The organism is Ensifer sp. NM-2, assembly GCF_003024455.1.
GTDB classification, from domain to species: Bacteria; Pseudomonadota; Alphaproteobacteria; order Rhizobiales; family Rhizobiaceae; genus Ensifer; species Ensifer canadensis.
Genome location: NZ_PVZR01000017.1, coordinates 82,588 through 104,257 on the forward strand (window position 1 = coordinate 82,588; position 21,670 = coordinate 104,257).

Consider the following 21,670-nt stretch of genomic DNA (forward strand, 5'->3'; position numbering starts at 1 on the left):
GAAAGGGCGGCTCCGCGCTGCCTCGTATCGCCGGAAGACAGAAGGGCGCTTGAGAACTCAAGATCACCCCTATGGCAGGAAGAGGACCCTGCCCAAACCAGAACGACAAGAGGGAACGACCGAATGAACACTTTCGCCAGATTGACAGCGGCGGCCGCATCGATGGCCATATCATTCACGGCGCTTCCGGCCAATGCCGGAGCCGTGCTCGAGCGCGTGCTCGACGCAAAGACCTTGAAGGTTGCAACCGACGCCAGCTGGGCGCCGCAGTCCTTCATGAACGACAAAAACGAGATGGACGGTTTCGACATCGATGTTGCCAAGGAAATTGGCAAGCGCCTCGGTGTCGGCGTCGAGTTCGTCACCCCAGGCTGGGATATCATCACCGCCGGCAACTGGCAGGGCCGCTGGGACATGCATGTGGGCTCGATGACGCCGACCAAGGAACGGGCCAAGATATTCGACTTCCCGGCCGTCTACTACTACACGCCGGCGGCGGTCGCTGTGCACAACGATAGTCTCGCCGTCACGTTGATCGACCTGGACGGCAAGGTCGTCGGAACGACGGCAACGTCGACCTTCGAAGCTTACGCGAAGCAGGAACTGACGCTCGATGCCGCGGGGGCTCCCGCCTTCGAATACGCGTTCAAGCCGAAGGAAGTGAAGTCCTACGCCAACTCGACAACGGCCTTTGACGACCTGCGCCTCGGCGACGGCGTTCGCGTCGATGCGGTGGTGTCGTCGCTGCCGAGTATTCGCGATGCCATCAAGGCCGGATATCCGATCAAGCAGGTCGGCGATCCGGTCTTCTATGAGCCATTGGCCGTTGCCATCGAGCACGGTGACAAGGAGCTGAACGACAAGATCGCCGAAGCGATCAAGTCGATGCAGACCGATGGCACGCTGAGCAAGCTCTCGGAAAAGTGGTACGGCGTCGACTACACGGTCGTGAAGTAGGCTTGTCTACGTCTGGCGGTCCGGGTTGGTCCGGATCGCCTTTTTGTCCAGAGGGACTAACATGCTCTATCCGGATACCGTTGACTCCGAAATTCTCGTCCACAAGCCTCCGTTCGTGGCGTCGGTTTTCGCAGCCGTCCTGGTCGTCTTCATGGCTTTCAATCTGACCGGGACAACGATGGGCGAACTGATGCGCCCGGTGATAGGCGAGCCGCTGGAGAGCGGCTTCTACGGACGTTTCGCCATTGCTCTTGTCGTGGCGGCGCTCTTCTGCCTGAACATCGTGCTCATCGGCTTCGCCAGTCTCAGGCTGCAGATCGCCATCGTCTGGATGGAGCTTCTGGTGTTGTTTCTCGCCTTCTTCCAGACCTTCCACCTAAGCCTGCCCTTTATCGAGGAGAAGCTGCCTTTCCTGATCGCGCAAGGCCTTGTGACGACCGTCTATGTCTCAGCCGTTTCGATCTTGATTGCCTCGCTCATCGCAATCCTTGGCGCGGTTGCGAAACTTTCGACCAACGGTTTCGCCTATGCGATCGCAAGCTTCTACACATCATTCTTCCGCGGGCTCCCGCTTCTGATGCAAGTCTATCTGATCTATCTGGGTCTACCCCAACTTGGCATCATCATCGATGCGGTTCCAGCCGGCATCCTGGCGCTTTCGCTCTGTTACGGCGCTTACATGACCGAAATCTTTCGATCGGGCATTCAAAGCATCGACCGCGGCCAGTGGGAAGCGTCGCGTTCCATTGGCTTTGGCTTCGGGCTTACCATGCGCAAGATCATCCTGCCGCAGGCGCTGCCCGTCATCATTCCGCCGACCGGCAACCAGTTCATCTCTATGTTGAAGGACAGTTCGCTCGTCTCCGTCATCGGTGTCTGGGAACTTATGTTCCTCGCCCGCACGCTTGGGCAAAAGAGCTTCCAGCACATGGAAATGCTCATATCCGCCGCCATGCTTTACTGGATCATGTCCATCTGCCTCGAACTCATCCAGTCCCGCATCGAACGTCATTACGCCAGGAGCAAGGTCCGATGAGTGCTGAGACTATCATCGACGTCAGGAACGTTTCCAAATGGTACGGTGCCTTTCAGGTCCTGACGGATATCAACCTGACGGTCCGCAAGGGCGAGCGCATCGTCGTCTGCGGCCCTTCCGGCTCCGGCAAGTCGACCCTCATCCGCTGTTTCAACCGCCTGGAGGCACACCAGGAGGGTGAGATTGTCGTCAACGGTATCAGCCTGCACAGCAAGATGCGCAATGTCTCCGAAGTGCGGCGCAACGTCGGCATGGTGTTCCAGCACTTCAATCTCTTCCCCCACATGACTGTGCTGATGAACTGCATGGTTGGGCCGATGTGGATCAACGGTGTTCCGGCAGCAGAGGCGCGGGCGCGGGCGTTGACGTTCCTGGAGCGGGTGCGTATCCCCGAACAGGCCAACAAGTACCCGGTGCAGCTTTCCGGCGGCCAGCAGCAGCGCGTGGCAATCGCACGCTCGCTTTGCATGCAACCGGCGGTGATGCTGTTCGACGAGCCGACCTCCGCACTCGACCCTGAAATGGTTTCGGAGGTTCTCGACACGATGACAAGTCTTGCCCGGGACGGCATGACGATGGTCTGCGTTACCCATGAAATGGGGTTTGCCCGAGCTGTTGCTGACCGGGTGATCTTTATGAATTCCGGTCAGATCGTCGAACAGGGGAGGCCGAAAGAGTTCTTCACTAACCCTCAGCATGAACGTACGAAGCTGTTTCTTAGCCAGATCCTCAAGCATTGAGCGTGAAATAGCATCGATCGATTCAACTCTACTCGACAGAAAGATGCCTGTTTTACATCGCACTTACATGCGCCAGAGGGTTTTCAGCAGCTACGTGATGACGGCACGCTGTGTGTGGGCATCACACCAAGTGGCCAGGATCGTTTTTCTCGCTCTGCCTGAGTTCAGGTGTGCTAAGAAAGACAATGAAGTCAGTACGCGACTGAAATACCCTGCTTCCGCCGAAGGCGACCCCTTGTACATCCGATGTTTTCATTTTTTGCTTCGGAATGTATCGGCTGAAAGAGCGCGGCGATTGGCCGGCTAGCTGATCTTCCGGGGACGCCCGCCCTTCGCGCCGTTGGCTCGGCTTGCCTCGATCTTCGCGGCGGACCGAGATTGCCCGCCTCGGCGCTGAGCCTCCATGAACTTCGCAGTTCCGGATATGCCCTTCATTAAACCGAGGATGGTGAAATCCACGTCTAAGGTTTCCCAATGCAAGCCAGTTTCGCCCAAAAGCTCGACTTCCGCCAACTGGGCAGGCGTTGCATTCTCCAGGCCTTGTATCGATCGGGCAGGCACCATGAAAGCTGCGCCGTTTGTGAAATCCACGACAATGCGGCTGGAAGGTTCATCGAAACGGACCGAAGATGGGATCGGGGCGCGTGCACGCTCTGCGTCCCCTTTCGAGGTAGCTTCTCGGTAGTGACGATCTTCAAAGATGACTTCACCCATGAATGCTCTCCCATTTTTCGATGAACAAGCGCTGGTTTGCCTGGACAATAGTGAGAGCCACGCTCAAATCTCGCTTTTTCATCCCCCGGTTCGATAATACGGTGAGATCGAGAATGTTGATACGGGCTTCACCGTCTCCGTAGACATGGGCGTGCGCGGGTTCGTGGTCATTTGTGTAAATGATAAAATCGCATGCCAGCGGCGCGGAGAACGGTGACCATGAATCAACATAACCTAACAACTTGGGTTATGCAAGATCTTTAGTCCTGGCCGCGGATCGCGTAACCTAAACAAGCAAAGCACGCGCCATCACGACGACCCGCAACGCGCTCCTGATCACGACCTAGACCCCAAGATCTTTCGCACCTTTTGCCAGACTTCATCGAGTGTCGCCATCACGGCCGAGCATGGCCGGCGCCCTGTCTCGGAGCAGGCGAATTCCTGGAAAATGGGTCTGGTCAGCCATTGATGTCTCCCGCAAACACAGCTGCGGGGAACGGTGCGCATGCTTCCGAGAGCCAGGATGCCGCCGGCAGTGATGAAGATTGAGCTGGCGATCATGCTCCGGTCGGGACGCTAGCGCCAAATAATGCTGCCCGCAATCACCGATGCCGGGATGGCGGCATACCGTAACGACGCTATTCCAGCGAGGGTAGCGATCCGCGTCGCCTGCACCAGCATCCAGTTCGCAACGGCGGCGTCCTGTCCGCTCGATCCGCCTGCCGAACTTTTGCCATGCCGCCGTTGATGAACCGCCACCATCGTCTCGCTCGGAAATGCATGTGAGGCGGCCTGTCGCTGTGAGCAGGTTTTCGAACTATCCCGCCCCTGCCTGAAGCCTGTTGCGTAGATCGTCGATCGTTTCGCGGAGGATATCTAGGGCCTTCGCGTCAAGCGCTACCGCATCGCCGATGCAATGCATGACATGATCGGCCTGCCCCTGCAGAGCGCGGCCTTTCTCCGTCAGGTGCAGAAGCACCTCGCGTTCGTCCCGGGGGTTGCGCGTTCTCGTGATGAACCCGGCAATGTTCAGGCGCTTGAGCAACGGCGTAAGCGTGCTGGAATCAAGGAAGAGATTGTTACCCAGCTCCTTGACGTTCTGCCCGTCGCGTTTCCAGAGCGACACCATGACCAGGTACTGCGGGTACGTCAGGCTCAGCTTGTCCAGCAACGGCCGGTAAAGCTGGGTGAATGCGTGGCTTGCGGAATAGAGGGAAAAGCAGAGCATTCCGGCGACCCCGGGATGGTCGTCTGGCTTCGTCATGGCGATCTCCTTTCCAAACAGATAAATCGTGCACGATTTATTTGCAAGCGGTTGACAACCACGTTTCGGCAGCATAATAGATTGGACACAAATGAATTGCACACAAATAAATAAGACCTAAACCGAGATCCGAACCACGAAGGAAGTCGTCATGTTCAAACTCGCCGCCACCGTTGCCTTTGCCGCCGCCCTCCTGTCCGGCAGTGCACTCGCCCAGCCTGCAAAGCCCACTGTCGTTCTCGTCCACGGCGCTTTCGCCGACTCCTCGAGCTGGAATGGTGTGACGAAGATCCTTCAGAAGGACGGTTACACAGTCGTTGCCGCGGCCAATCCCCTGCGCAGTGTCGCCGGCGATGCGGCCTATGTTTCCGACATCATCTCGAGCATCAAAGGATCTGTCGTCTTGGTCGGGCATTCCTACGGAGGCCAGGTGATCTCGACCGCTGCCAATGGCAAGGACAATGTCAAGTCGCTGGTCTATGTGGCAGCGTTTGCTCCGGAAGCAGGGGAAGCAGCTGCCGATCTCGCCGGTAAGTTCCCGGGCGGAACGCTTGGCCAAGCGCTCGCCGCTCCGGTCAAGCTGGCAGATCGCGGCGTCGATCTTTCCATCGACCAGGCGAAGTTTCATGACCAGTTCGCCCACGACGTTTCGATTGAGGATGCGGCATTGATGGCCGCCGGCCAGCGCCCGATCACTGAAGCCGCCTTGACGGAAAAGTCCGGTTCGCCAGCCTGGAAGACGCTGCCCTCCTACTTCATCTATGGGGACGGCGACAAGAACATCCCTGCGAAGGCACTCGGCTTCATGGCCGAACGGGCAGGCTCAAAGCACACTGTCGTGATCAATGGTGCATCCCATGTGGTGATGGTGTCGCAGCCCAAGGCAGTCGCGGACCTAATCGAAGAGGCTGCACAGTAATCTTTGCAAATTGCTGGTGATCAAAGGCCGCCATCCGGAAGGGTGGCGGCTTTGCCGTAAGAGCACGGCTCAACCAGTCACGTTCGCGAAAATCCATCGGTGTCAGGATGTGCGGCATGCCCAATCGCAACTCACCCAAATCTGCCAATTGCCGAACTCCGATGATGGCTTTAGCGGAATTGAGAGACGTTCCTGTCTCCGGCGGTCGCTGATTTTGTACCGCGACAGTACCGCTTCGCCGGCGGTTCAAATTAGTGCTTGCCAGCCAAAACGCGGATAATTATAGTCCGCGTTATTGCGCATATGACGGCAGGTGTGGAATACGGGCTGCATTGTCTCCTGTGGTTGGCAAGTTCGCCCGGAACGCCGCTGAGCAACCGCGACCTGGCGGATTTTCAGGGAATTTCCCCTAGTTTTCTGGCGAAGATATTTCCGAAGCTGGAAAAAGCGGGGATCGTATCAGCTTCCGAGGGTATCAAAGGGGGATATCTGCTCGCAAAGCAGCCTGGAAATATCACGGTTCTGGAGGTTGTTGATGCGATCGAAGGTAGGAAGCCCTTATTCGACTGTCAGGAGATCCGTGGTCGCTGCGCCGTATATCGGGAGCGGCCGCCGTCATGGGCAACGAAAGGCGTATGCGCAATCCACGCGGTGATGTTGCGCGCGGAAAAGGCCATGCGGGATTCCCTTGGAAGCGAGACGTTGGCCGACATTGCCGGCGACTTAAGCCGCAAGGCGCCGCCGGAATTTTCTGACGAAGTCCGTAAATGGCTTGCCGACAGGACGAAGGGCCGGACCCGAAGCGGTGCAATAGAAGACGGAGCATTGTCCTGACGGGCTGGAAAAGCGGACATGGGTTGCGGCTGGCAATTGCGGCCGGGCTGGCAGAGATGCGGCCGGCTCGGGAAGATGAGGATTTAGAGTGATGAAGGATATATTCATCTTGGCCGGCAACGGCACCCTTCACTCGCGTATTCGGTCGCAGTGCGGCAAGGTTAGCGCGCTGCGCATGGTAGCGCCTACAATCTGCCGGAGTTGATGAGATGGGCACCCCAGCTGTCGTTGCGGATAGTCCGCTGGTTCTTGTAGTCGATGATGACGAAAATGTTCGCAACTCCCTGCAGGAACTCATCGAATCGGTCGGCCTCGACGTCGCCTGTTTCCCTTCGCCCCGCGAACTGATGAGCGCCGGCCTTCCCGACCGGCCCGGGTGTCTGGTGCTCGACGTCCGCATGCCGGGCGCGAGTGGCCTCGATCTGCAGCACCAACTCTCGACGCGTGGGGTAACGAAACCCATCATCTTCCTCACGGGATACGGGGACATACCGATGACCGTGCAGGCCATGAAAGCCGGGGCCGTCGATTTCCTGACGAAACCCGTGCGCGACCAGACGCTGCTCGACGCCGTGATTGCCGGTATTCGGCGGGACGTGGAGCAAAGGGCACAGGCAGAAAACATCCACCAGCATTCCACCCGATTTGCGACCCTTACCCCACGCGAGCGGCAAGTTCTTCGAGAAGTGGCGCGCGGGCGCCTCAACAAGCAGATCGCTTTCGAACTCGGCATCAGCGAGATCACCGTGAAGCTCCACCGCAGCAATATGATGCGCAAGATGCGAACTACTTCCGTCGGAGAACTCATCCGTGCATGGGATTCACTGCCTTCCAGCCTGCGCGAGAAGCCGCAAGCGTGAGCTTGCGGCGGCGCCGTCGCGCCGCTTTACGTCCATTCTCATTTCTTAAAAAAATGTTTAGTCGCGGCGCACAGCGCCGCGCGATGTCGTACTTCACTTTTTCGCCAGATACGTGAAGACTGCGAATTCGCTACAAAACTTTGTGCAGCCGATCATGAGCTGAAGCCGTTGCTCTTAACGAACTGCGATGGGGTGAACTCAGTCAGGGCGCATCCTAATCACCCGATCTATCATACCTGTACTCTGGGACTAGATGGCCGATGCATGGGTTCGATAGGCCGGCGGGCCGCCGTGATGCATTCTCCTGACCGGCCGAAAAGGCTCTAACTGGAGACGTAAGATGCGCGATATCATCAAAGCTCTCGCGCTCGCCGCAGCGGTGGGCACCATAGCTACCGCGTTCGCACAAGCAGCCGATTCCCAGGACAAGCCGACAATCGTGCTGGTGCATGGCGCGTTTGCGGAGTCGAGCGCGAACGACGTGATCGGTGCACTGGCGGTCAACACCGAAACAGCCAGCGGAAATGCGAATGTGACGGCCTCGGTCGACCTCGCCGCCGTCGCTCCGGAGGCAGGTGAATCCAGCGTAAGCCTTTCGGGAGAATTTCCCGGCAGCACGCTGGCCGACGCGTTAACGACGACTACGCTGCCGGAGGGCGGCAAGATCTCTACATTCGGCCGGACCGGTTCCACGATCAGTTTGCCGCCGATGTGCCCGAATACTCGGCGCGGCTGATGGCAGTTCCTCAACGTCCCGTGGCACAGGTCGCCGAACGGTCGGGCGTCGCCTCGTGGAAGACGCTGCCTTCCACGCAATTTGCGGTTCCGCAGATCGCAACATCCCGCCGGCGGCAATGAGATTTATGGCGAAGTGTGCGCTTACCTTGAAGACCCTTAGCATTCAGGGCGGGTCACATGCCCTGACGGTCTCGCATCCATCGCCTCGCTATCGAGGAAGCAGCCTCCGCGAAGTAACGCCGGTGCGCAACCCGCAAACCCGAATCAAGCTAAACTAGGAGATTGAACATGAAAATCGTCGTCATCGGAGGCACAGGCCTCATTGGATCGAAGACCGTTGAACGGCTTCGCAAGCGTGGCCACGAGGTGTTGGCTGCCTCTCCGAATTCGGGTGTAAACACAGTTACCGGAGAAGGCCTCGTCGAAGCGTTGGCCGGTGCGCAGGTCGTGATCGACCTGGCGAACTCGCCAAGCTTCGAAGAAAAGGTCGCCATGGAATTCTTCGAAGCGGCCGGCCGCAACCTCTTCGCTGCAGAAAAGACTGCAGGCGTTCGCCATCACGTAGCGCTGTCGGTCGTCGGTACCGACCGCATGCAGGCGATGGGGTATTTCCGCGCCAAGCTGCGGCAGGAGGAGCACATCCGGAATTCCGGCATTCCCTACACGATCGTCCACGCGACGCAGTTCTTCGAGTTCGTGGGGGCCATCGCTCAATCGGCGACCGAGGGAACGAATGTTCGCGCGCCCACGGGCGCTTTCCAGCCGATAGCAGCAGACAATGTCGCCGATGCCATGGCCGATGCCGCTCTGGCCGAGCCGGTGAACGGCGTAATCGAGATCGCCGGTCCGGAGCTAGCCCCTATGAACGAGTTCATCGCGCGTTACCTCAAGGCTACCAACGATCCGCGCACCCTCGTCGCTGACCCTAAGGCCTGTTATTTCGAGATCGAGATCAATGACCGGACACTGGTTCCGGACGACAGCGCCCGCCTCGGCGCGATCCACTTCGAGGATTGGCTACAGTCCCCCGCCGCCCAGAAGAAGTAAGCGCCCGCGCATATTCCATTTGGGTTCGCCGTCCCGGCAGACCTCTGCTCACCGACCCTAACCGCAGCCCTTGTCTGGCATCGACAACGCTATGGCTCCGGTGGCCGGCGCCATAGCGGTTCTAACCAACACCGAGATACCCGGCTGTGCCGACGAGCGCTGTCAGGAGGAATCCATGCGCATTGAAAAGCTCTATCCCATGACGTCGGCTGATGTTGATCGATGTCGCCGCGACGCTGCAGGCTGCTGCCCTGACGCTTTCCAATCCGGGGATCGAATTGGCCGTCGTCAGCGAGGAAGGCGGCAAGGCGGCGGGGGTGCTCAGCAAATCCGATCTCATTCGCTGATGAGTCGCAACATCATTTCCTGCAGCTCGGGCGACGATTTGCAGGCCGCATGGCAGGTCATGATGGAAAACCGCATCCAGAACATGCCGGTCCTCGGCAACGATGCGAAACCGCTCGGTGTCCTGGATATCCGCGACGCGCTGAGAGTGCTCTTCGAGCAGGAACAACTGCAGGAACATATGTTGGCGAACTACATCGCTGGCATTGGTTACTAATCGCCGGATCTTGGGACGATCGTCATGTTTCAAGCATATCTGATTGAAATCGCCGCTGCGCCGCTGGCATGGCTGATCATTCTTGGCCTGACCGGAATAGCCGTGTGGAAATTCATCGGTCCGACGCGCTCCAATCTGCGGCTTGTGGTGCAGATCATCTTCTTTACGGCCATGACTTCCGTCATCGTTCTCGCAGATATTCCGCTTGGTCAATCGCAAGGCCTGGGTATTGGCGACGAGCAGGCGGCTTTCATCGTCTTCGCCCAGTTGCTGTGGTGGCTCCATCTCTCTTGGGCCGTCATCGGGTTCGTGCGGATCTATCTGGTTCTGGAAGGTAGGCCACGCGAGGCCCGTTTGCTGCAGGATATCGTCGTCGGCGCGGTTTACATGTGCGTCACGCTCGCCGCCCTCGCTTTCGTTTTCGGCGCCCCTGTTGGAACGCTGATTGCGACTTCCGGCGTCATAGCCATTGCGCTCGGCCTTGCTCTTCAGAACACACTCGGCGACGTATTTTCCGGTGTCGCTCTCAATCTCGGGCACACCTATGTGCTGGGCGACTGGATCCTCCTTGAGGACGGCACGGAAGGACGCGTCATTGCAAGTACCTGGCGCTCGACGCAGATTCTAACGGGCGCCAACAATATCGTGGTCCTGCCCAACAGCGTCCTTGCGAAGCTAAAGCTGACTAATGTCAGCCGGCCGGATGAGACGCATCTTCTCAAGATGACGGTGCGGGTGGTACCGACGCACGCTCCTTCGATTATCGAGGAGGCCATGCTGACGGTTCTGGCGGGCTGCAATTCCATCATGCGGGAGCCGCCGCCCTTGGTTTCGCTGAGCGGCGTGGATGCAACCGCGCTGGAAATTCATCTGTTTTTCCGGGTGAGCAATCCGATGCTGAGGATGAAGGCGCAAAACGAGGTGATCGACCGCTTCTACCGACATTGCCGATCCGCCGGTATCCAGCTTGCGATGCCGCCCATGGCCACCATCAATGGAACCCCGTCGAATGAAACAGCCAGGCCACCTGATGTGACGCTGCAGGAGGTCATCGATGAAAATCCAATCTTCTCCGGACTGACGCGACCCGAAAGAGAAAAATTGGCCCAATCGGGCATAGAGCGTGAATATCGCAAGGGGGATGTCATCGTCTCCCAAGGACAGTCGCTGCCCTCGATGACGATTATCCGCACCGGCGTCGTATCGATGCAGCATGACCAGCAGGAAAAGCGGCGCCTTTCGGCGGGCGACTTCTTTGGTGAAACCGGGCTCCTCGCGGGAATGCACGAAGCTTACACGCTGCAAGCGCTGACGCGGATCGCCGCCTACGAGATCGACCAGAAGAGTTTCGCGCGCCTGATCGCCGACCGTCCGGCGATTGCCGAGGAGGTCGCGGCGATGCTATCCGCATGTTCCGGCGACAACAGCCAGCTTCCGATGGCAGCGGCAAAACACGAACGGAGCGCCTCCGCTTTCTTGAAGTCGATCCGGACGATCTTCAGCACCTGAATGTCGGCCGCAGGCCGAAAACCATCGAAAACACCAAAGAAGGACGAGACCATGGGCGTGAAACTCTTTTACGCGCCGGGCGCCTGCAGCCTCGCGAGCCACATCTGCCTGATCGAGGGAAACATGCAGTTCGAAGCCGAACGTGTCGATTTGAAAACGAAGATTACCGCGTCGGGGGATGATTTTCGCGCGGTGACCGCCAAGGGATATGTGCCGGCGCTGATGCTCGACAGTGGCGAAGTCGTCACCGAAAATGTTGCGGTGTTGGCTTATCTAGCGGGAGAACTGCCGGCGCTCGACGTCAGCGGCGAGTTGGGCCGTACCCGGCTTATCGAGGTGCTAGCCTATCTCTCCACGGAAATCCACAAGAGCTTCGAATCCTTATTTCTGGGTGCCAACACGAAGGAACACGCCAAAACTAGCGCCTCCATCACCTATCGCCTTCAGTATCTCGCCGACCATATGCGTGACGAATACCTGTTCGGCGATCATCCGAGCGTGGCCGATTTCTATCTGTTCGTGATGATGAGCTGGGCCAAGATCTTCGGCGTCGAAATCCCGGCGCCGCTGCTTGCGCTCGATAGGCGCCTGCTGGCGCGGCCTTCGGTCCAGGCCGCGTTGAGGAGTGAAGGGCTCGCCACCTGACAACCGCCCGCGTCTCTCCAGACAGGCCTTTTAGGCTCCGCCGCGTCAGCGGCGGACGTCTGTCCGGCGCTCATAGTGGGTACGCCTCAGCCGCGTCTAAGGCCAAAATTGCCTTGCGAATCTTCGCCCTATCCTTCGGAACAGGTGTTTTTGTCGCAAGCTCCCATATACCTTTCTCATAAAATAGGCCGTAGTGCTGTCTCGCTCTAAGACGCACCATGGCAATTCCTAGTGCAATGGGGTCGGGTTGAGGCATGTCGAACTCCGCCGGAACGTCGGGGATGGATAGTAGTGGTGGATCGCAAGGCCCACCCGATATCGATGCCGTACAGGCGGCGAAGCTGGTCGAGCGGATCACCGGCAATGCCTGGGCCGCCGATGCCGCGGGCAAACTTATCTATGTGACACCGGCCGCGCTCGCCTTTTTCGGCGCAAGCCCGGAAAGCCTCAATTCGCAGCCGGATAAGAATAGGTTCGACTGGAGTCGGGTCATCCACCCGGAAGATTACGATGCAGCCGCTGTCGCATGGCGCCGGTGCTTGCAGACGGGCGAGCAATACACTGTCGAGCACCGAACGCTGCGTGCGACCGGAATCTATGGCTGGGTGCGCAGCACCGGGCAGCCGATCCGTGACGGGGAGGGCGCAATCGCCGGATGGTGCGGCACGCTAATCGACATCGCCCTCCCCGAAGACACCGATAGCCCGCAGGCCGGTCGACCCGCTCGGGACCCCCTTTTGTCGATGGACACGGTACATCCGCACGACAGGCTAACCGACGAGCAGGCGGCTGCGCGAGCCTTCTTTCACGGCATCCCCCAGATCAGAAGCTACCGCCAGCTTCAGGCGGATAGCAGCTACGAGCGGGTTGCGTTTCGTGTGGAGCCGGATCACGGGATCAGCATCGAAGTCGATCCGGCTGTGGCACGCCAGGCCGAGTCCTGGATGACCGCAAGCTCGTTCGGTGAGACGGCTGATGCGGTCCAGGCCGCTCTTGCCATCGAAAAGCTCTATGGCGGCGCTTGGGCGATCGACGTCACCGGACAATTTACCTATGCAACTCCAGCGGTGCAGACCTCTATCGCGATGACGCTTGAGGATCTCAACCTTCTGCTGGATGGCAAATCCTTCCTGGAAGGCGGGCGTCAGGGCTGGCAGCGCGGCACGCATCCCGACGATAGCGAAAGAATGGGAGAGACAGTACGACACGCGCTCAGGACAGGCGAGCATTGGAACTTCGAATGCAGGATCCTGCGTGCCAACGGCGCTTATGTCTGGCACTGGGCTGCAGCCCGCCCGACGCGTGATAGGCAGGGACGTGTTACCGGGTGGTATGGAACTGCATTGGACATCGACGTGTATAAGAGAACCGAGGCTGCACTCCGCGAGCGCGAACGGCAACTGCAGCAGCTTATCGACACCGTGCCGGCGCTGATCTGGAGCGCGATGGCCAACGGAGCTCCGACCTATGTCAACAAACCCTTCACGGAAGTCACCGGGGCCACGCTCGAAGATATGATCGCGCCGGATCAATCGGCTTCGCTCGGCGTCGTTCACCCCGAGGACAGGGCGGCGGCGCGAGAGGCTTTCCTACATTCGGTCGCGACAGGCATCCCGTATATTCAAAGATACCGTCAACACCGTGCCGGCGGTGACTATCGCTGGACCGAGACGCGGGCCGAACCGCTGCGGGATGAATTGGGCACGATCGTCCAATGGTGTGGCGTGAGCTCCGACATCCACGACCTCATAACCACCCAGGAAGCGCTACGCGAGAGCGAGCAACACCTCCAGCAACTCGTCGAAACGCTGCCCGCGTTGGTCTACTGCGCCTTGCCGGATGGCAAGCCGATATATCGCAGCCAGCGGCTCCGCCAATATCTCGGTTTCAATCTCGAGGAAACGGATGGTCTCGGAAAATCCCGACTGGAAGGCACGCTCGACGCCGTGATCCATCCGCACGATCTAGCTGCCGTGAAGGAACGGTATGCCCATTCGCTAGCGACCGGCGAGCCCTATTTGCTACGACATCGCCTAAGGCGCTTTGACGGCGTGTACCGTTGGGTGGAGACCCGTGCTTCGGCAATGCGCAATGGTGACGGCGAAATCGTTCAGTGGAACGGCATCTGCCTGGATATCGACGATCAGGTCCAGACCCAAGAGGAGTTGAGCCGTGCCCAGGAAAATCTCGCCCGCTCAAGTCAGGCCGCCAGCCTGGCAGAATTATCAGCCTCAATCGCGCATGAGGTGAACCAGCCGCTTTCGGCAGTGATGAACTATTCCAGCGCCTGCCAGCGCTGGCTCACCGCCGAGCCGCCCAATATCGAACGCGCCCAGAAAACGCTCGATCGCATAGTTCATAGCGCCAATTCCGCAGCAGATGTCGTCAGCCGCATTCGCGCCCTCTTCAAGCAGTCGACGGATAAGCGTGACAGTTCCGAGCTTGGCGCCGTCGTCAGGCAGGCGCGTGACCTGCTTGCAGAGGAGGCGGGTCGGCGACGCATCAGGATGGATATCGAAGGCGAGAGCGGTCTCCGGCTCGTCCCATTCGACCGGGTGCAGATTCAGCAAGTGTTGGTCAATCTCATGCGCAACGGCATGGATGCGATGGCTTCCGTTTCGAACGACCGTGTTGTCCAGATCCGCGCCTTCCGGGCGGGGGATATGGTGCGCGTTGAGGTCAAGGACAGGGGGCGAGGCGTCCAGTTCCCCGACAAGATTTTCGAGCCGTTTTTTACAACCAAAGATCAGGGCATGGGCATGGGCCTCGCAATTTCCCGCTCGATCGTAGAATCGCATGGCGGTCAGTTATGGGCAGAAAAGAATGAACCGAGCGGCGCGAATTTCGTGTTCACCCTGCCGCTCGACGTGGCGAAGATGCCATGAACCAATAGCCTGCCATAGGGAGGAACGGTATGAACAAGTCTGTGGTAGCGCTCGTCGACGACGACCCGAGCGTGCTTGCTTCATTGGCGGAACTCCTGGAATCGGCGGGATACGAAACCCGCAGCTTCCTCTCGGGCGAGGCGTTGCTCGCTTCCGGGCTTAAGGGCGTTGACGTGTTGATTACCGATATCGGGATGCCCGGTACTGATGGATTCGAACTCCGAGATCTTGCCCGGCAGCAGAACCCGCAACTGCCGGTATTCCTGATCACGGGGCGCCATGAAATCGCCGATCAGGACCGCGCACGCTGCATTGACGGGTTTTTGCGAAAGCCTTTTGCAGGGCACACCCTGCTTGCGGCCGTTCGCGATGCCCTGGACGATCGACAGTGCTGATCAGAATCCACGCTTTGGCATAGCTCCGTCCGCCCGGGCATCGCGACTGTCTTATCAAACAACCAACCGGGTGGAGGGGGCGCAAATGTCTGTTTACATCGCCGGTCGCAGAGTTTCGCGTGGGAGCGCAACACGCTCAACGCGGCCGTCTGTTTTGATCAATCGCAATCACGCCCTATTTTCGGGACGCCCTTTTAAATGCCAGCTCAAGCAACACTGAATCCTCGCGTTCGTAAACGAACAAGCCAGCCTACCCTATTCTCTAGTGTAGCCTATCCTCTCCCTTGACCCCAATCGACTGCTCAGATGCCCCCCAATACACTCAGCCGCATGGGCCGTGCCCGGCACGTTCCAACCCCGCAGAACAGGAGCGCATCATGACGCAGGCAGAAGCAAATCCCCGTACGATGGGGCAGGAGGAGACAATCATGAGCTTGGATAACACCCTACGTGGCGGCCGATCGGCAACCGAAGAATTGGTTCCATCGCGCTACGCGGTGAAGGTCGGCGAAATTGAAGTGCTGGTGATCAGCGATGGAGTGCTACCCCTTCCAACCGCGATGTTGGGACACAATGCCGACCCGACGGAACGCGCCGCATGGCTGGACAATATGTTCCTGCCGCAGGAAGCTTTCGACTGGGCGCTGAACGCGGTGGTGGTGCGCAGCGGCGTGCAGGTGATCCTTATCGACGCCGGTCTGGGGCTGGATCCGGAATTGAACCTGCCGCGGGCCGGGCAATTGGTGAAGAGACTTGAGAGTGCCGGCATCGACCTCGGGTCCGTGACCGATGTCGTACTGACCCACATGCATATGGACCACGTTGGCGGGCTGCTCGTCGAAGGCGTCAAGGATCGGTTGCGTCCGGACATGCGCATTCACGTTGCCGCCGCCGAGGTTAAGTTCTGGGAGGCGCCCGATTTCACGCATGTCAACATGCCTGCCGGCTTTCCGGATGCACTTCGTGCGGCCGCCAAACGGTTCGCCAAGGAATACCATGACCAGCTGCGGCTGTTCGATGAGGAACACCAGGTGGCTCCGGGCGTCGTCGTCTCTCGCACCGGCGGCCATACCCCCGGGCACAGCGTGGTCCGCGTTGCGTCCGGGAACGACCGGCTGATGTTCGCCGGCGACGCCGTGTTCGCGGTTGGCTTCGAGCACCCCGACTGGTTCAACGGCTTCGAGCACGATCCTGAGGAAGCTGCCCGTGTTAGGGTCCGGCTTTTGCGAGAGCTGGCGGCGACTGGGGAACTGCTGGTAGCTACTCATATGCCGTTCCCGTCGGTCGGGCACGTTGCGGTTGACGGCGACGCCTTTCGTTGGGTGCCGGTTTTCTGGGACTATTAACCGAATATTGACCTAGCCGCCAATCAAGCGACCGCATGCGATCGGACATCCTTGGAGATCGCGTGCGGTTCTTCGCGGCACGGTGCTGATGCGCCGCGCTCTCCCCAATTTTTTGCCCTGCAGCAGTCACGAAGAGGTTGTGACATGATTGCCATGGAAGCACGCATCGTCGCCGGCATTTCGGTTCCGGGAACGCCGCTCGTCGGCCGAGCGATCGATTATGCGCGGGAGGCTTGTGAGCCCTATCTCTTCAATCACGTCATGCGATCCTGGCTGTTTGCCGCAAAGATCGCCGAGCTGCAGAACATAACGCACGACGCCGAGGTGCTCGCAGTCGGCGCGCTGTTGCATGATATCACCCTGAATGAGCGATTTGCAGGGCCCCGCCGTTTCGAAGTGGAAGCCGCCGATCTGGCTCGAAAGTTCGCGACGGAAGCCGGACTCGATGGACGGCGTGCCCAGCTGATCTGGGACAGCGTCGCCCTCAACTCGACCCCCTCGATCGGGCTCTACAAGGAAGCGGAGATCGCACTTTGCACGGCAGGAATCTGCTTTGATGTTGTGGGCCTCAAATACAGCCTCATTCCCTCGTCCGAAGTGCGGGCGATCATTGCCGAGTTTCCCCGGCTTGGGATGAAGAAAAATATGACCGCATGTTTTTGCCACATCGCCAAAACGCAGCCCGAAACCACCTACGACAATTTTGTCCGGGATTTCGGCGAGCGCCTGGTTCCCGGTTACAGTGTCCCTTCCTCGGTCGATCTCATCGCCGAAGCCCCCTTCGCTGAATGATGCAGCGATATCGGCTATCATTGATGCCGATGCTAAAAACCGGCAGGGGCGTAGCAGGCGCCTCAAAGGCCCAGAGTTGATGTGGCCTCTCGTCTCCTGCTTCTCCGCACGTTTGAGTAGTCGCCACCACAGATCGGACGACAGGAAAATCTTGGAGTGCGTCGGCTTTACGGGGCAAAGCGGCGTGGCCACCTTCATCCTTCGTGCACAGCCGTTTAGCGTGAAGGGTCGCGCAGGATAGGCTCCAAATGTTCTCGTTTCGATTGACCGGTGGATCGAGGGCCATACCGCCCTAGGATCCACCGGTCAGTCAACCCAACGCCTTAGGTCGGATCCTAATCGCCGTAGGGATCAGTAGTCCCACCAAGCCGGGACCCAGCGATAAAGGTCGCCGGCGGCTGCCACACGACCGACCGACGGGAACGGCATGTGCGTCGACACCAGCCAAGATCCGGTTTCCGCCAGCTCTTTCATAAGACGGAGCCGGACGCGGGTTGCTTCCTCTGGGTCGTGTTCAAAGCCGTTATGCCACTCAGGATGGTCGAAGGAAACCGGGAATAGGGCGTCGCCCCCGAACATAAGCCGTTCGCCGCGAGACGAGATCCGGACCACGCTATGCCCTGGGGTGTGGCCGCCGGTGCGTGCGACAACCACCCCCGGCGCCACCTCGGACTGCTCATCAAAGGTGCGCAAATGACTGCCGAACATGTCCATGAACTCGAGCGACGCCTTGCGTGCCAGATCCGCAAGTGCCGGTGGCATGGCCGTAAGCGAGAAATCGGGTGACTTCCAGAATTTGGCTTCTGCCGCGGACACATGGACGCGCAGATCTGCACGCATCCTCTCTTTCACGCCTTCGACGAGCAGCCCGCCAACATGGTCGAAGTGCATGTGCGTCAATACAACGTCGGTCACGGATTCAAGATCGACGCCGGCGGCTTCCAGACGATGGCCAAACTGTCCGGCTCGGGGGAAGTCGGGGTACTCTTCGCCGATACCGCTGTCGATGAGAATCGTCTGGTCGCCGCTACGTACCACCACGGCGTTCAACGCCCAGTCAAAGGCTTCCTTCGATAGAAACCTTTCGTCTAGCCACGCTCCACGTTCGGCTGGGTTGGCATTGGTGGCCATTGACTCGGCTGGAGGTGTCAGCATCCCATCGCTGATAACCACCACTTCGATCTCACCCACCTGAACCGCGTAGCGTGACGGAACCAGTTCGTCCGGCGTCGGTCTTTCCTGCTGGATGATTTTTCGGGGGCTGATTTCTGCTTTCGACATATGCGCTCCTGTTTTCGCAATTCATACGTGCCGGTCGGGCTACATCAGGGAATCTAGTTTGGAGCGTTTTAGCAGTCGACCTACACATGAGTATGGGGCGGTCACGCTCATCCCGCCCGGACTCAAGGAACACAGCCAGGTCTCCTGGTTTGCGTCCGAAATCTCATAATCTTCCGACCGGAACCGGAGCGGAACCGCGGCGTAGTCTCGCCTCCTCGTGCATGTTGATGGATGTCGATACGAGAACGCGGGTGACCAGCGATGTAGGAAAACGGACCTAGGAAGATTCGTTTTTTGAGGATCGATACGGACGATCAATCGTCGGCGCGGAAGGACTGCTCCGGAGATAACGCGGCGGCTCAATGCCGACGGATGCCCGTTCTCGAAGAACGTTCAGGTCTTCGGCGTGGGCAACTCTATTCCCCCTGTTTCCGGCAGCCACCGTCGCGGCGAACTGCCAGCAACTCGTCGAGTCGCGAGGCAACCCAAATCACGGTCATCGACCCCTGCGCGAAGCGATAGCCGAACTCTCTGTCTCAAGTCTAGCATGAACATGTCGGACAACGGCTGAAGCTACACAGCCGCAGTGATCACCCGTCTTCGTGACCGCTGCAATCGGTCCCTGACCGCGCTGCCAAACCGCGGAGATACTGGCATGATCAGTTCAATCGCTCATCTTCGCCGGAATTTCCCTCGCCCGGTACTGGGGTAATGTCGGGCGCTTCTTCCGGGACATCATCAGGTCCCGGCTCCTCAATTGGGCGATCTGGGTCGGGCAGCGAATCGGGCGGAGTATCTGGTGGAACTTCCTCGGGCCTTTTCGGGTCTCTGGGGCCTGGGACGGTAACAACCTGGGGCTCCGAGGGCGTCAGGCCTGCCGGGCCGGGCATCGGAATTGGTTCAGTAGGTTTCGTGCTCACGATGGACTCCTCCTCAGGAGGGCAACTGATACCGCGCCGTTTTTGTTCCGCAAGCAGGGAGGCGAGGCATGAGCGCCGACCCCGCTTCATGCTCGATGGCCACACCATGCGCGTCGGGCTTGCATTGAGGCCATGCCAAGGTGCCGTCGGGCTCACATTGCGTCGTCCACCGCCATACGCTCGGCGAGCATCTTGCGCAGTATCCTAGTCGAGCTCAACCCGGATTACGCGGATGTCGCGGTTCGCGCGTAGCGAAAGCGCGCCCATAAACCTGACGAAGAACCAGCATGAGAAATCTTTCCCATCCGTGCCGGTGGGACCAGAGAGGCCGCCATCGCAGCCCCTCTTTATGGTCATGTCACGGAGATACGCGGCCACCCCCAGACGTTCCCTTGAGCATCCACGGCAGAACCGCGGGCGCTTCAACAAGAATCCCCTTCTTCTTCGCAAACGCACAGAGCGTATCGCGCGCGACACTGATGGGCTTCAGCCCGTCGTGAGCCAGGTAGCACGTCTTCAAGGTCGCATCGTGGATAAGATCCTGATCTCCTTCGGACCACTCCTCAAGGAAGTCGATCGCGTCGGCCAGGTTGGCAATCTCGATGACTAGGTCCTTCCTTTCACTCAGGTAAACTGGTCGATCAAACATCTTCGTTTGCATTTCTACCTCACTGAACTGATTGTTTTTCAACAAGGAAAGCGCTTTGCGCTCGACGAAAATTTATTTTCGACGCCGCGCCAGTTCAAGAGGTCTAGCGCGTTTTTTCGCCAAATCTCGCCATCAGTGCCGCCAGACCCTCCTTGGCGCCTACGCCAAATACGGTCCCGACGCAATCACCATCCCTGACGCTTTGAACATCAAGGAAGACGTGCCTCATCAACATGAAGATGGACCATGATCGCCTCGGCCCACCCGTTTGCCAGCGGTCCGCGGCGAGCGCTCCTCGAAAGCCCGCCCCGTTCGCCGGCTTCGACGAGACGGCCGAACGGAAAACTATACTAGCAAGTTTATTGCGGACGTAGATTAGAGGGAAAACTCGCCGGGCCTGAGGCAAAAGCGAGGGATGCCACAGCTGTAATCATGATCTTCATCGGTAGTCTCCTAGGTTCGAACCTCCCGCCAAGGATTGCGGGAGACTTTGGCCTAGGACTATTGCGGAGACGGCGACATAAGGCAGGTGTCGTATTTCGACCGTTCCGCGATCCGCGACGCCTCCAGGTGGTTAGCGACTTGTTTCGAACACATTGGCCTCCTATACCTCGTCGTTGGCATTGCTATGAGCGCTGAATGATTCGCCGCTCGCAAATGCCTCGTCGCTTTAGACTTTTGACCACGGATGTACTGGCACTGGTTGGCAAGCGATGATGAGGAAGGTCGGTGCGGTTTCGCCCCGGCCTTTTTTCATGGGAATTGATCTCAATTTGTTCCTACTCCGGACGAGCTAATTGAGCTTAGACATGCGCGGTATGTCCTGTGGATGTTCGCTGCTCGTTCTCGCGTTTTAGATTTAGCTTGAAGGCGCACCACCTAGTTTAGCGGGTGATTGGTGGTGTCGGCGCTGTTTCTGATCCGAATTCCGGTTCAAACGCCATGATGCCAAGCACGATCCCCACGAGAATGCAGAGCAGCACGATGAAGATGAGGCCGGATTTGTCCATCGCTCACTTCAGGCTCAGAATGCGAGCAATTCGTGGCAGAGCGTGATCAGAGCAGGGCGTCCGCTTCCAGATCCAGCGCCATGGTAGTGGTGACCTTTGCCTCGCGCCGAGAGGTGGATGAATCCCGTAACAATTTCCGCAGGCAGGACAAACGGTAAGTCGCGTGGCCCATGACCACGAAGAACCGGGTCCATGCCCAGGCCTGCAACCAGTCCTCATTCTCTCCAGTGCAGGCGGCGCGCGCCACATGATTTTTGCCTGACGTTCAATTTCATCGGGGGAGCGGTGCGGTACTTTGCGGCAAGGGCCAGCGCGAGAGCCCGGAGGTTTGCGAGAATGTCTCGGTGCTCGTCGGCTGCTTGCGCCTGGGCGTTTAGCTCCGCCAGCAGGCGCTCATCATCGTCGGCCATTGGTGCCTCCATTAAGCGCTGGCCTTCCGATCCAGCGACAATCTCGGGAGCGTGCAAACTTTCAATTTTCTCGAAATCAGTATTGGAAGCTTCAACTTGGATCACAGGTCGAACCGCAGACTGATTTCGTGGCGGCTATGATGAAAACTATCATCAA

Annotated in this window: 22 protein-coding genes; 15 read left to right on the top strand and 7 right to left on the bottom strand. The window is 58.8% G+C overall.

Translation table 11 applies throughout. The annotated features are described in order from the left end of the window. Positions 1–123: 123 nt before the first annotated feature. The 3 genes from C6558_RS27560 to C6558_RS27570 all read left to right on the top strand — a co-directional run bounded on the left by C6558_RS27560 (position 124) and on the right by C6558_RS27570 (position 2,733). Complete coding sequence (locus tag C6558_RS27560; protein WP_057208185.1) at positions 124–957, top strand: transporter substrate-binding domain-containing protein; 834 nt, start codon at positions 124–126, stop codon at positions 955–957. A gap of 61 nt (positions 958–1,018) precedes the next feature. Further along, on the top strand, positions 1,019–1,993 hold the full coding sequence (locus C6558_RS27565) for an amino acid ABC transporter permease (RefSeq protein ID WP_057208187.1): 975 nt from the start codon (positions 1,019–1,021) through the stop codon (positions 1,991–1,993). After that, positions 1,990–2,733 (top strand): amino acid ABC transporter ATP-binding protein, encoded by a 744-nt coding sequence (locus C6558_RS27570; protein WP_057208189.1) that lies wholly within the window; start codon positions 1,990–1,992, stop codon positions 2,731–2,733. Before C6558_RS27565 ends, C6558_RS27570 begins: the two co-directional genes overlap by 4 nt. Before the next feature lie 303 nt (positions 2,734–3,036). On the opposite strand, the gene C6558_RS27575 is transcribed toward C6558_RS27570, so the two are convergent. From C6558_RS27575 to C6558_RS27585, 3 genes are all read right to left on the bottom strand, one after another. Next, complete coding sequence (locus C6558_RS27575) at positions 3,037–3,447, bottom strand: DUF2442 domain-containing protein (protein WP_107028000.1); 411 nt, start codon at positions 3,445–3,447, stop codon at positions 3,037–3,039. Beyond that, a complete protein-coding gene (locus tag C6558_RS27580) occupies positions 3,440–3,688 on the bottom strand; it encodes a DUF4160 domain-containing protein (RefSeq protein WP_244494625.1) in 249 nt (82 codons plus the stop codon). The genes C6558_RS27575 and C6558_RS27580 overlap by 8 nt, the downstream gene beginning before the upstream one ends. Before the next feature lie 576 nt (positions 3,689–4,264). Continuing rightward, positions 4,265–4,711 (bottom strand): MarR family winged helix-turn-helix transcriptional regulator, encoded by a 447-nt coding sequence (locus tag C6558_RS27585; RefSeq protein ID WP_057208194.1) that lies wholly within the window; start codon positions 4,709–4,711, stop codon positions 4,265–4,267. A 151-nt stretch (positions 4,712–4,862) separates the two neighbouring features. Here C6558_RS27585 and C6558_RS27590 point away from each other — a divergent pair, with 151 nt between their 5' ends. The 12 genes from C6558_RS27590 (at position 4,863) to C6558_RS27650 (ending at position 17,243) form a co-directional block, all read left to right on the top strand. Beyond that, positions 4,863–5,630 carry an alpha/beta fold hydrolase gene (locus C6558_RS27590; RefSeq protein WP_057208196.1) on the top strand — a complete coding sequence of 256 codons (768 nt, stop codon included), beginning with the start codon at positions 4,863–4,865 and terminating at the stop codon, positions 5,628–5,630. A 303-nt stretch (positions 5,631–5,933) separates the two neighbouring features. Beyond that, positions 5,934–6,464: an Rrf2 family transcriptional regulator gene (locus tag C6558_RS27595; protein ID WP_371412311.1), complete on the top strand. Its 531-nt coding sequence runs from the start codon at positions 5,934–5,936 to the stop codon at positions 6,462–6,464. Between the two features lie 209 nt (positions 6,465–6,673). Further along, complete coding sequence (locus C6558_RS27600; RefSeq protein WP_057208200.1) at positions 6,674–7,324, top strand: response regulator transcription factor; 651 nt, start codon at positions 6,674–6,676, stop codon at positions 7,322–7,324. Between the two features lie 340 nt (positions 7,325–7,664). Continuing rightward, a complete protein-coding gene (locus C6558_RS41750; protein ID WP_063963300.1) occupies positions 7,665–8,060 on the top strand; it encodes a hypothetical protein in 396 nt (131 codons plus the stop codon). Between the two features lie 290 nt (positions 8,061–8,350). Beyond that, on the top strand, positions 8,351–9,109 hold the full coding sequence (locus C6558_RS27610; RefSeq protein WP_057208202.1) for an SDR family oxidoreductase: 759 nt from the start codon (positions 8,351–8,353) through the stop codon (positions 9,107–9,109). Positions 9,110–9,455: 346 nt separating this feature from the next. After that, positions 9,456–9,671, top strand: coding sequence for a CBS domain-containing protein (locus C6558_RS41060; RefSeq protein ID WP_245449230.1), 216 nt, complete (start codon positions 9,456–9,458; stop codon positions 9,669–9,671). A gap of 24 nt (positions 9,672–9,695) precedes the next feature. Next, positions 9,696–11,180, top strand: a complete 1,485-nt coding sequence (locus C6558_RS27620) for a mechanosensitive ion channel family protein (RefSeq protein WP_107028001.1) — start codon at positions 9,696–9,698, stop codon at positions 11,178–11,180. Between the two features lie 51 nt (positions 11,181–11,231). Further along, positions 11,232–11,825, top strand: a complete 594-nt coding sequence (locus tag C6558_RS27625) for a glutathione S-transferase C-terminal domain-containing protein (protein WP_244496087.1) — start codon at positions 11,232–11,234, stop codon at positions 11,823–11,825. A gap of 281 nt (positions 11,826–12,106) precedes the next feature. After that, positions 12,107–14,710, top strand: a complete 2,604-nt coding sequence (locus C6558_RS27635) for a PAS domain-containing protein (RefSeq protein ID WP_245449226.1) — start codon at positions 12,107–12,109, stop codon at positions 14,708–14,710. 29 nt (positions 14,711–14,739) lie between these two features. Beyond that, complete coding sequence (locus C6558_RS27640) at positions 14,740–15,105, top strand: response regulator transcription factor (protein WP_057208208.1); 366 nt, start codon at positions 14,740–14,742, stop codon at positions 15,103–15,105. Between the two features lie 377 nt (positions 15,106–15,482). Beyond that, on the top strand, positions 15,483–16,451 hold the full coding sequence (locus C6558_RS27645; RefSeq protein WP_107028004.1) for an MBL fold metallo-hydrolase: 969 nt from the start codon (positions 15,483–15,485) through the stop codon (positions 16,449–16,451). 144 nt (positions 16,452–16,595) lie between these two features. Beyond that, positions 16,596–17,243 (top strand): HD domain-containing protein, encoded by a 648-nt coding sequence (locus C6558_RS27650; RefSeq protein WP_107028005.1) that lies wholly within the window; start codon positions 16,596–16,598, stop codon positions 17,241–17,243. 351 nt (positions 17,244–17,594) lie between these two features. Here C6558_RS27650 and C6558_RS27655 read toward each other — a convergent pair whose 3' ends face one another. From C6558_RS27655 to C6558_RS27680, 4 genes are all read right to left on the bottom strand, one after another. After that, on the bottom strand, positions 17,595–18,524 hold the full coding sequence (locus C6558_RS27655; RefSeq protein ID WP_057208214.1) for an MBL fold metallo-hydrolase: 930 nt from the start codon (positions 18,522–18,524) through the stop codon (positions 17,595–17,597). 1,278 nt (positions 18,525–19,802) lie between these two features. Continuing rightward, on the bottom strand, positions 19,803–20,105 hold the full coding sequence (locus C6558_RS27665) for a DUF982 domain-containing protein (protein WP_107028006.1): 303 nt from the start codon (positions 20,103–20,105) through the stop codon (positions 19,803–19,805). 872 nt (positions 20,106–20,977) lie between these two features. Next, a complete protein-coding gene (locus C6558_RS27675) occupies positions 20,978–21,103 on the bottom strand; it encodes an exopeptide (protein WP_107028007.1) in 126 nt (41 codons plus the stop codon). A 215-nt stretch (positions 21,104–21,318) separates the two neighbouring features. Further along, entirely contained in the window at positions 21,319–21,513 is a 195-nt protein-coding gene (locus C6558_RS27680) for a hypothetical protein (protein ID WP_146160917.1), read from the bottom strand. Positions 21,514–21,670: the final 157 nt, after the last annotated feature.

Bases quoted from the DNA above. Each gene is read 5' to 3' on its own strand.
- C6558_RS27560 (WP_057208185.1), top strand. From the start codon at position 124: ATGAACACTTTCGCCAGATTGACAGCGGCGGCCGCATCGATGGCCATA.
- C6558_RS27565 (WP_057208187.1), top strand. From the start codon at position 1,019: ATGCTCTATCCGGATACCGTTGACTCCGAAATTCTCGTCCACAAGCCT.
- C6558_RS27570 (WP_057208189.1), top strand. From the start codon at position 1,990: ATGAGTGCTGAGACTATCATCGACGTCAGGAACGTTTCCAAATGGTAC.
- C6558_RS27575 (WP_107028000.1), bottom strand. From the start codon at position 3,447: ATGGGTGAAGTCATCTTTGAAGATCGTCACTACCGAGAAGCTACCTCG.
- C6558_RS27585 (WP_057208194.1), bottom strand. From the start codon at position 4,711: ATGACGAAGCCAGACGACCATCCCGGGGTCGCCGGAATGCTCTGCTTT.
- C6558_RS27590 (WP_057208196.1), top strand. From the start codon at position 4,863: ATGTTCAAACTCGCCGCCACCGTTGCCTTTGCCGCCGCCCTCCTGTCC.
- C6558_RS27595 (WP_371412311.1), top strand. From the start codon at position 5,934: ATGACGGCAGGTGTGGAATACGGGCTGCATTGTCTCCTGTGGTTGGCA.
- C6558_RS27600 (WP_057208200.1), top strand. From the start codon at position 6,674: ATGGGCACCCCAGCTGTCGTTGCGGATAGTCCGCTGGTTCTTGTAGTC.
- C6558_RS41750 (WP_063963300.1), top strand. From the start codon at position 7,665: ATGCGCGATATCATCAAAGCTCTCGCGCTCGCCGCAGCGGTGGGCACC.
- C6558_RS27610 (WP_057208202.1), top strand. From the start codon at position 8,351: ATGAAAATCGTCGTCATCGGAGGCACAGGCCTCATTGGATCGAAGACC.
- C6558_RS41060 (WP_245449230.1), top strand. From the start codon at position 9,456: ATGAGTCGCAACATCATTTCCTGCAGCTCGGGCGACGATTTGCAGGCC.
- C6558_RS27620 (WP_107028001.1), top strand. From the start codon at position 9,696: ATGTTTCAAGCATATCTGATTGAAATCGCCGCTGCGCCGCTGGCATGG.
- C6558_RS27625 (WP_244496087.1), top strand. From the start codon at position 11,232: ATGGGCGTGAAACTCTTTTACGCGCCGGGCGCCTGCAGCCTCGCGAGC.
- C6558_RS27635 (WP_245449226.1), top strand. From the start codon at position 12,107: ATGGATAGTAGTGGTGGATCGCAAGGCCCACCCGATATCGATGCCGTA.
- C6558_RS27640 (WP_057208208.1), top strand. From the start codon at position 14,740: ATGAACAAGTCTGTGGTAGCGCTCGTCGACGACGACCCGAGCGTGCTT.
- C6558_RS27645 (WP_107028004.1), top strand. From the start codon at position 15,483: ATGACGCAGGCAGAAGCAAATCCCCGTACGATGGGGCAGGAGGAGACA.
- C6558_RS27650 (WP_107028005.1), top strand. From the start codon at position 16,596: ATGATTGCCATGGAAGCACGCATCGTCGCCGGCATTTCGGTTCCGGGA.
- C6558_RS27655 (WP_057208214.1), bottom strand. From the start codon at position 18,524: ATGTCGAAAGCAGAAATCAGCCCCCGAAAAATCATCCAGCAGGAAAGA.
- C6558_RS27665 (WP_107028006.1), bottom strand. From the start codon at position 20,105: ATGCAAACGAAGATGTTTGATCGACCAGTTTACCTGAGTGAAAGGAAG.
- C6558_RS27675 (WP_107028007.1), bottom strand. From the start codon at position 21,103: ATGGACAAATCCGGCCTCATCTTCATCGTGCTGCTCTGCATTCTCGTG.
- C6558_RS27680 (WP_146160917.1), bottom strand. From the start codon at position 21,513: ATGGCCGACGATGATGAGCGCCTGCTGGCGGAGCTAAACGCCCAGGCG.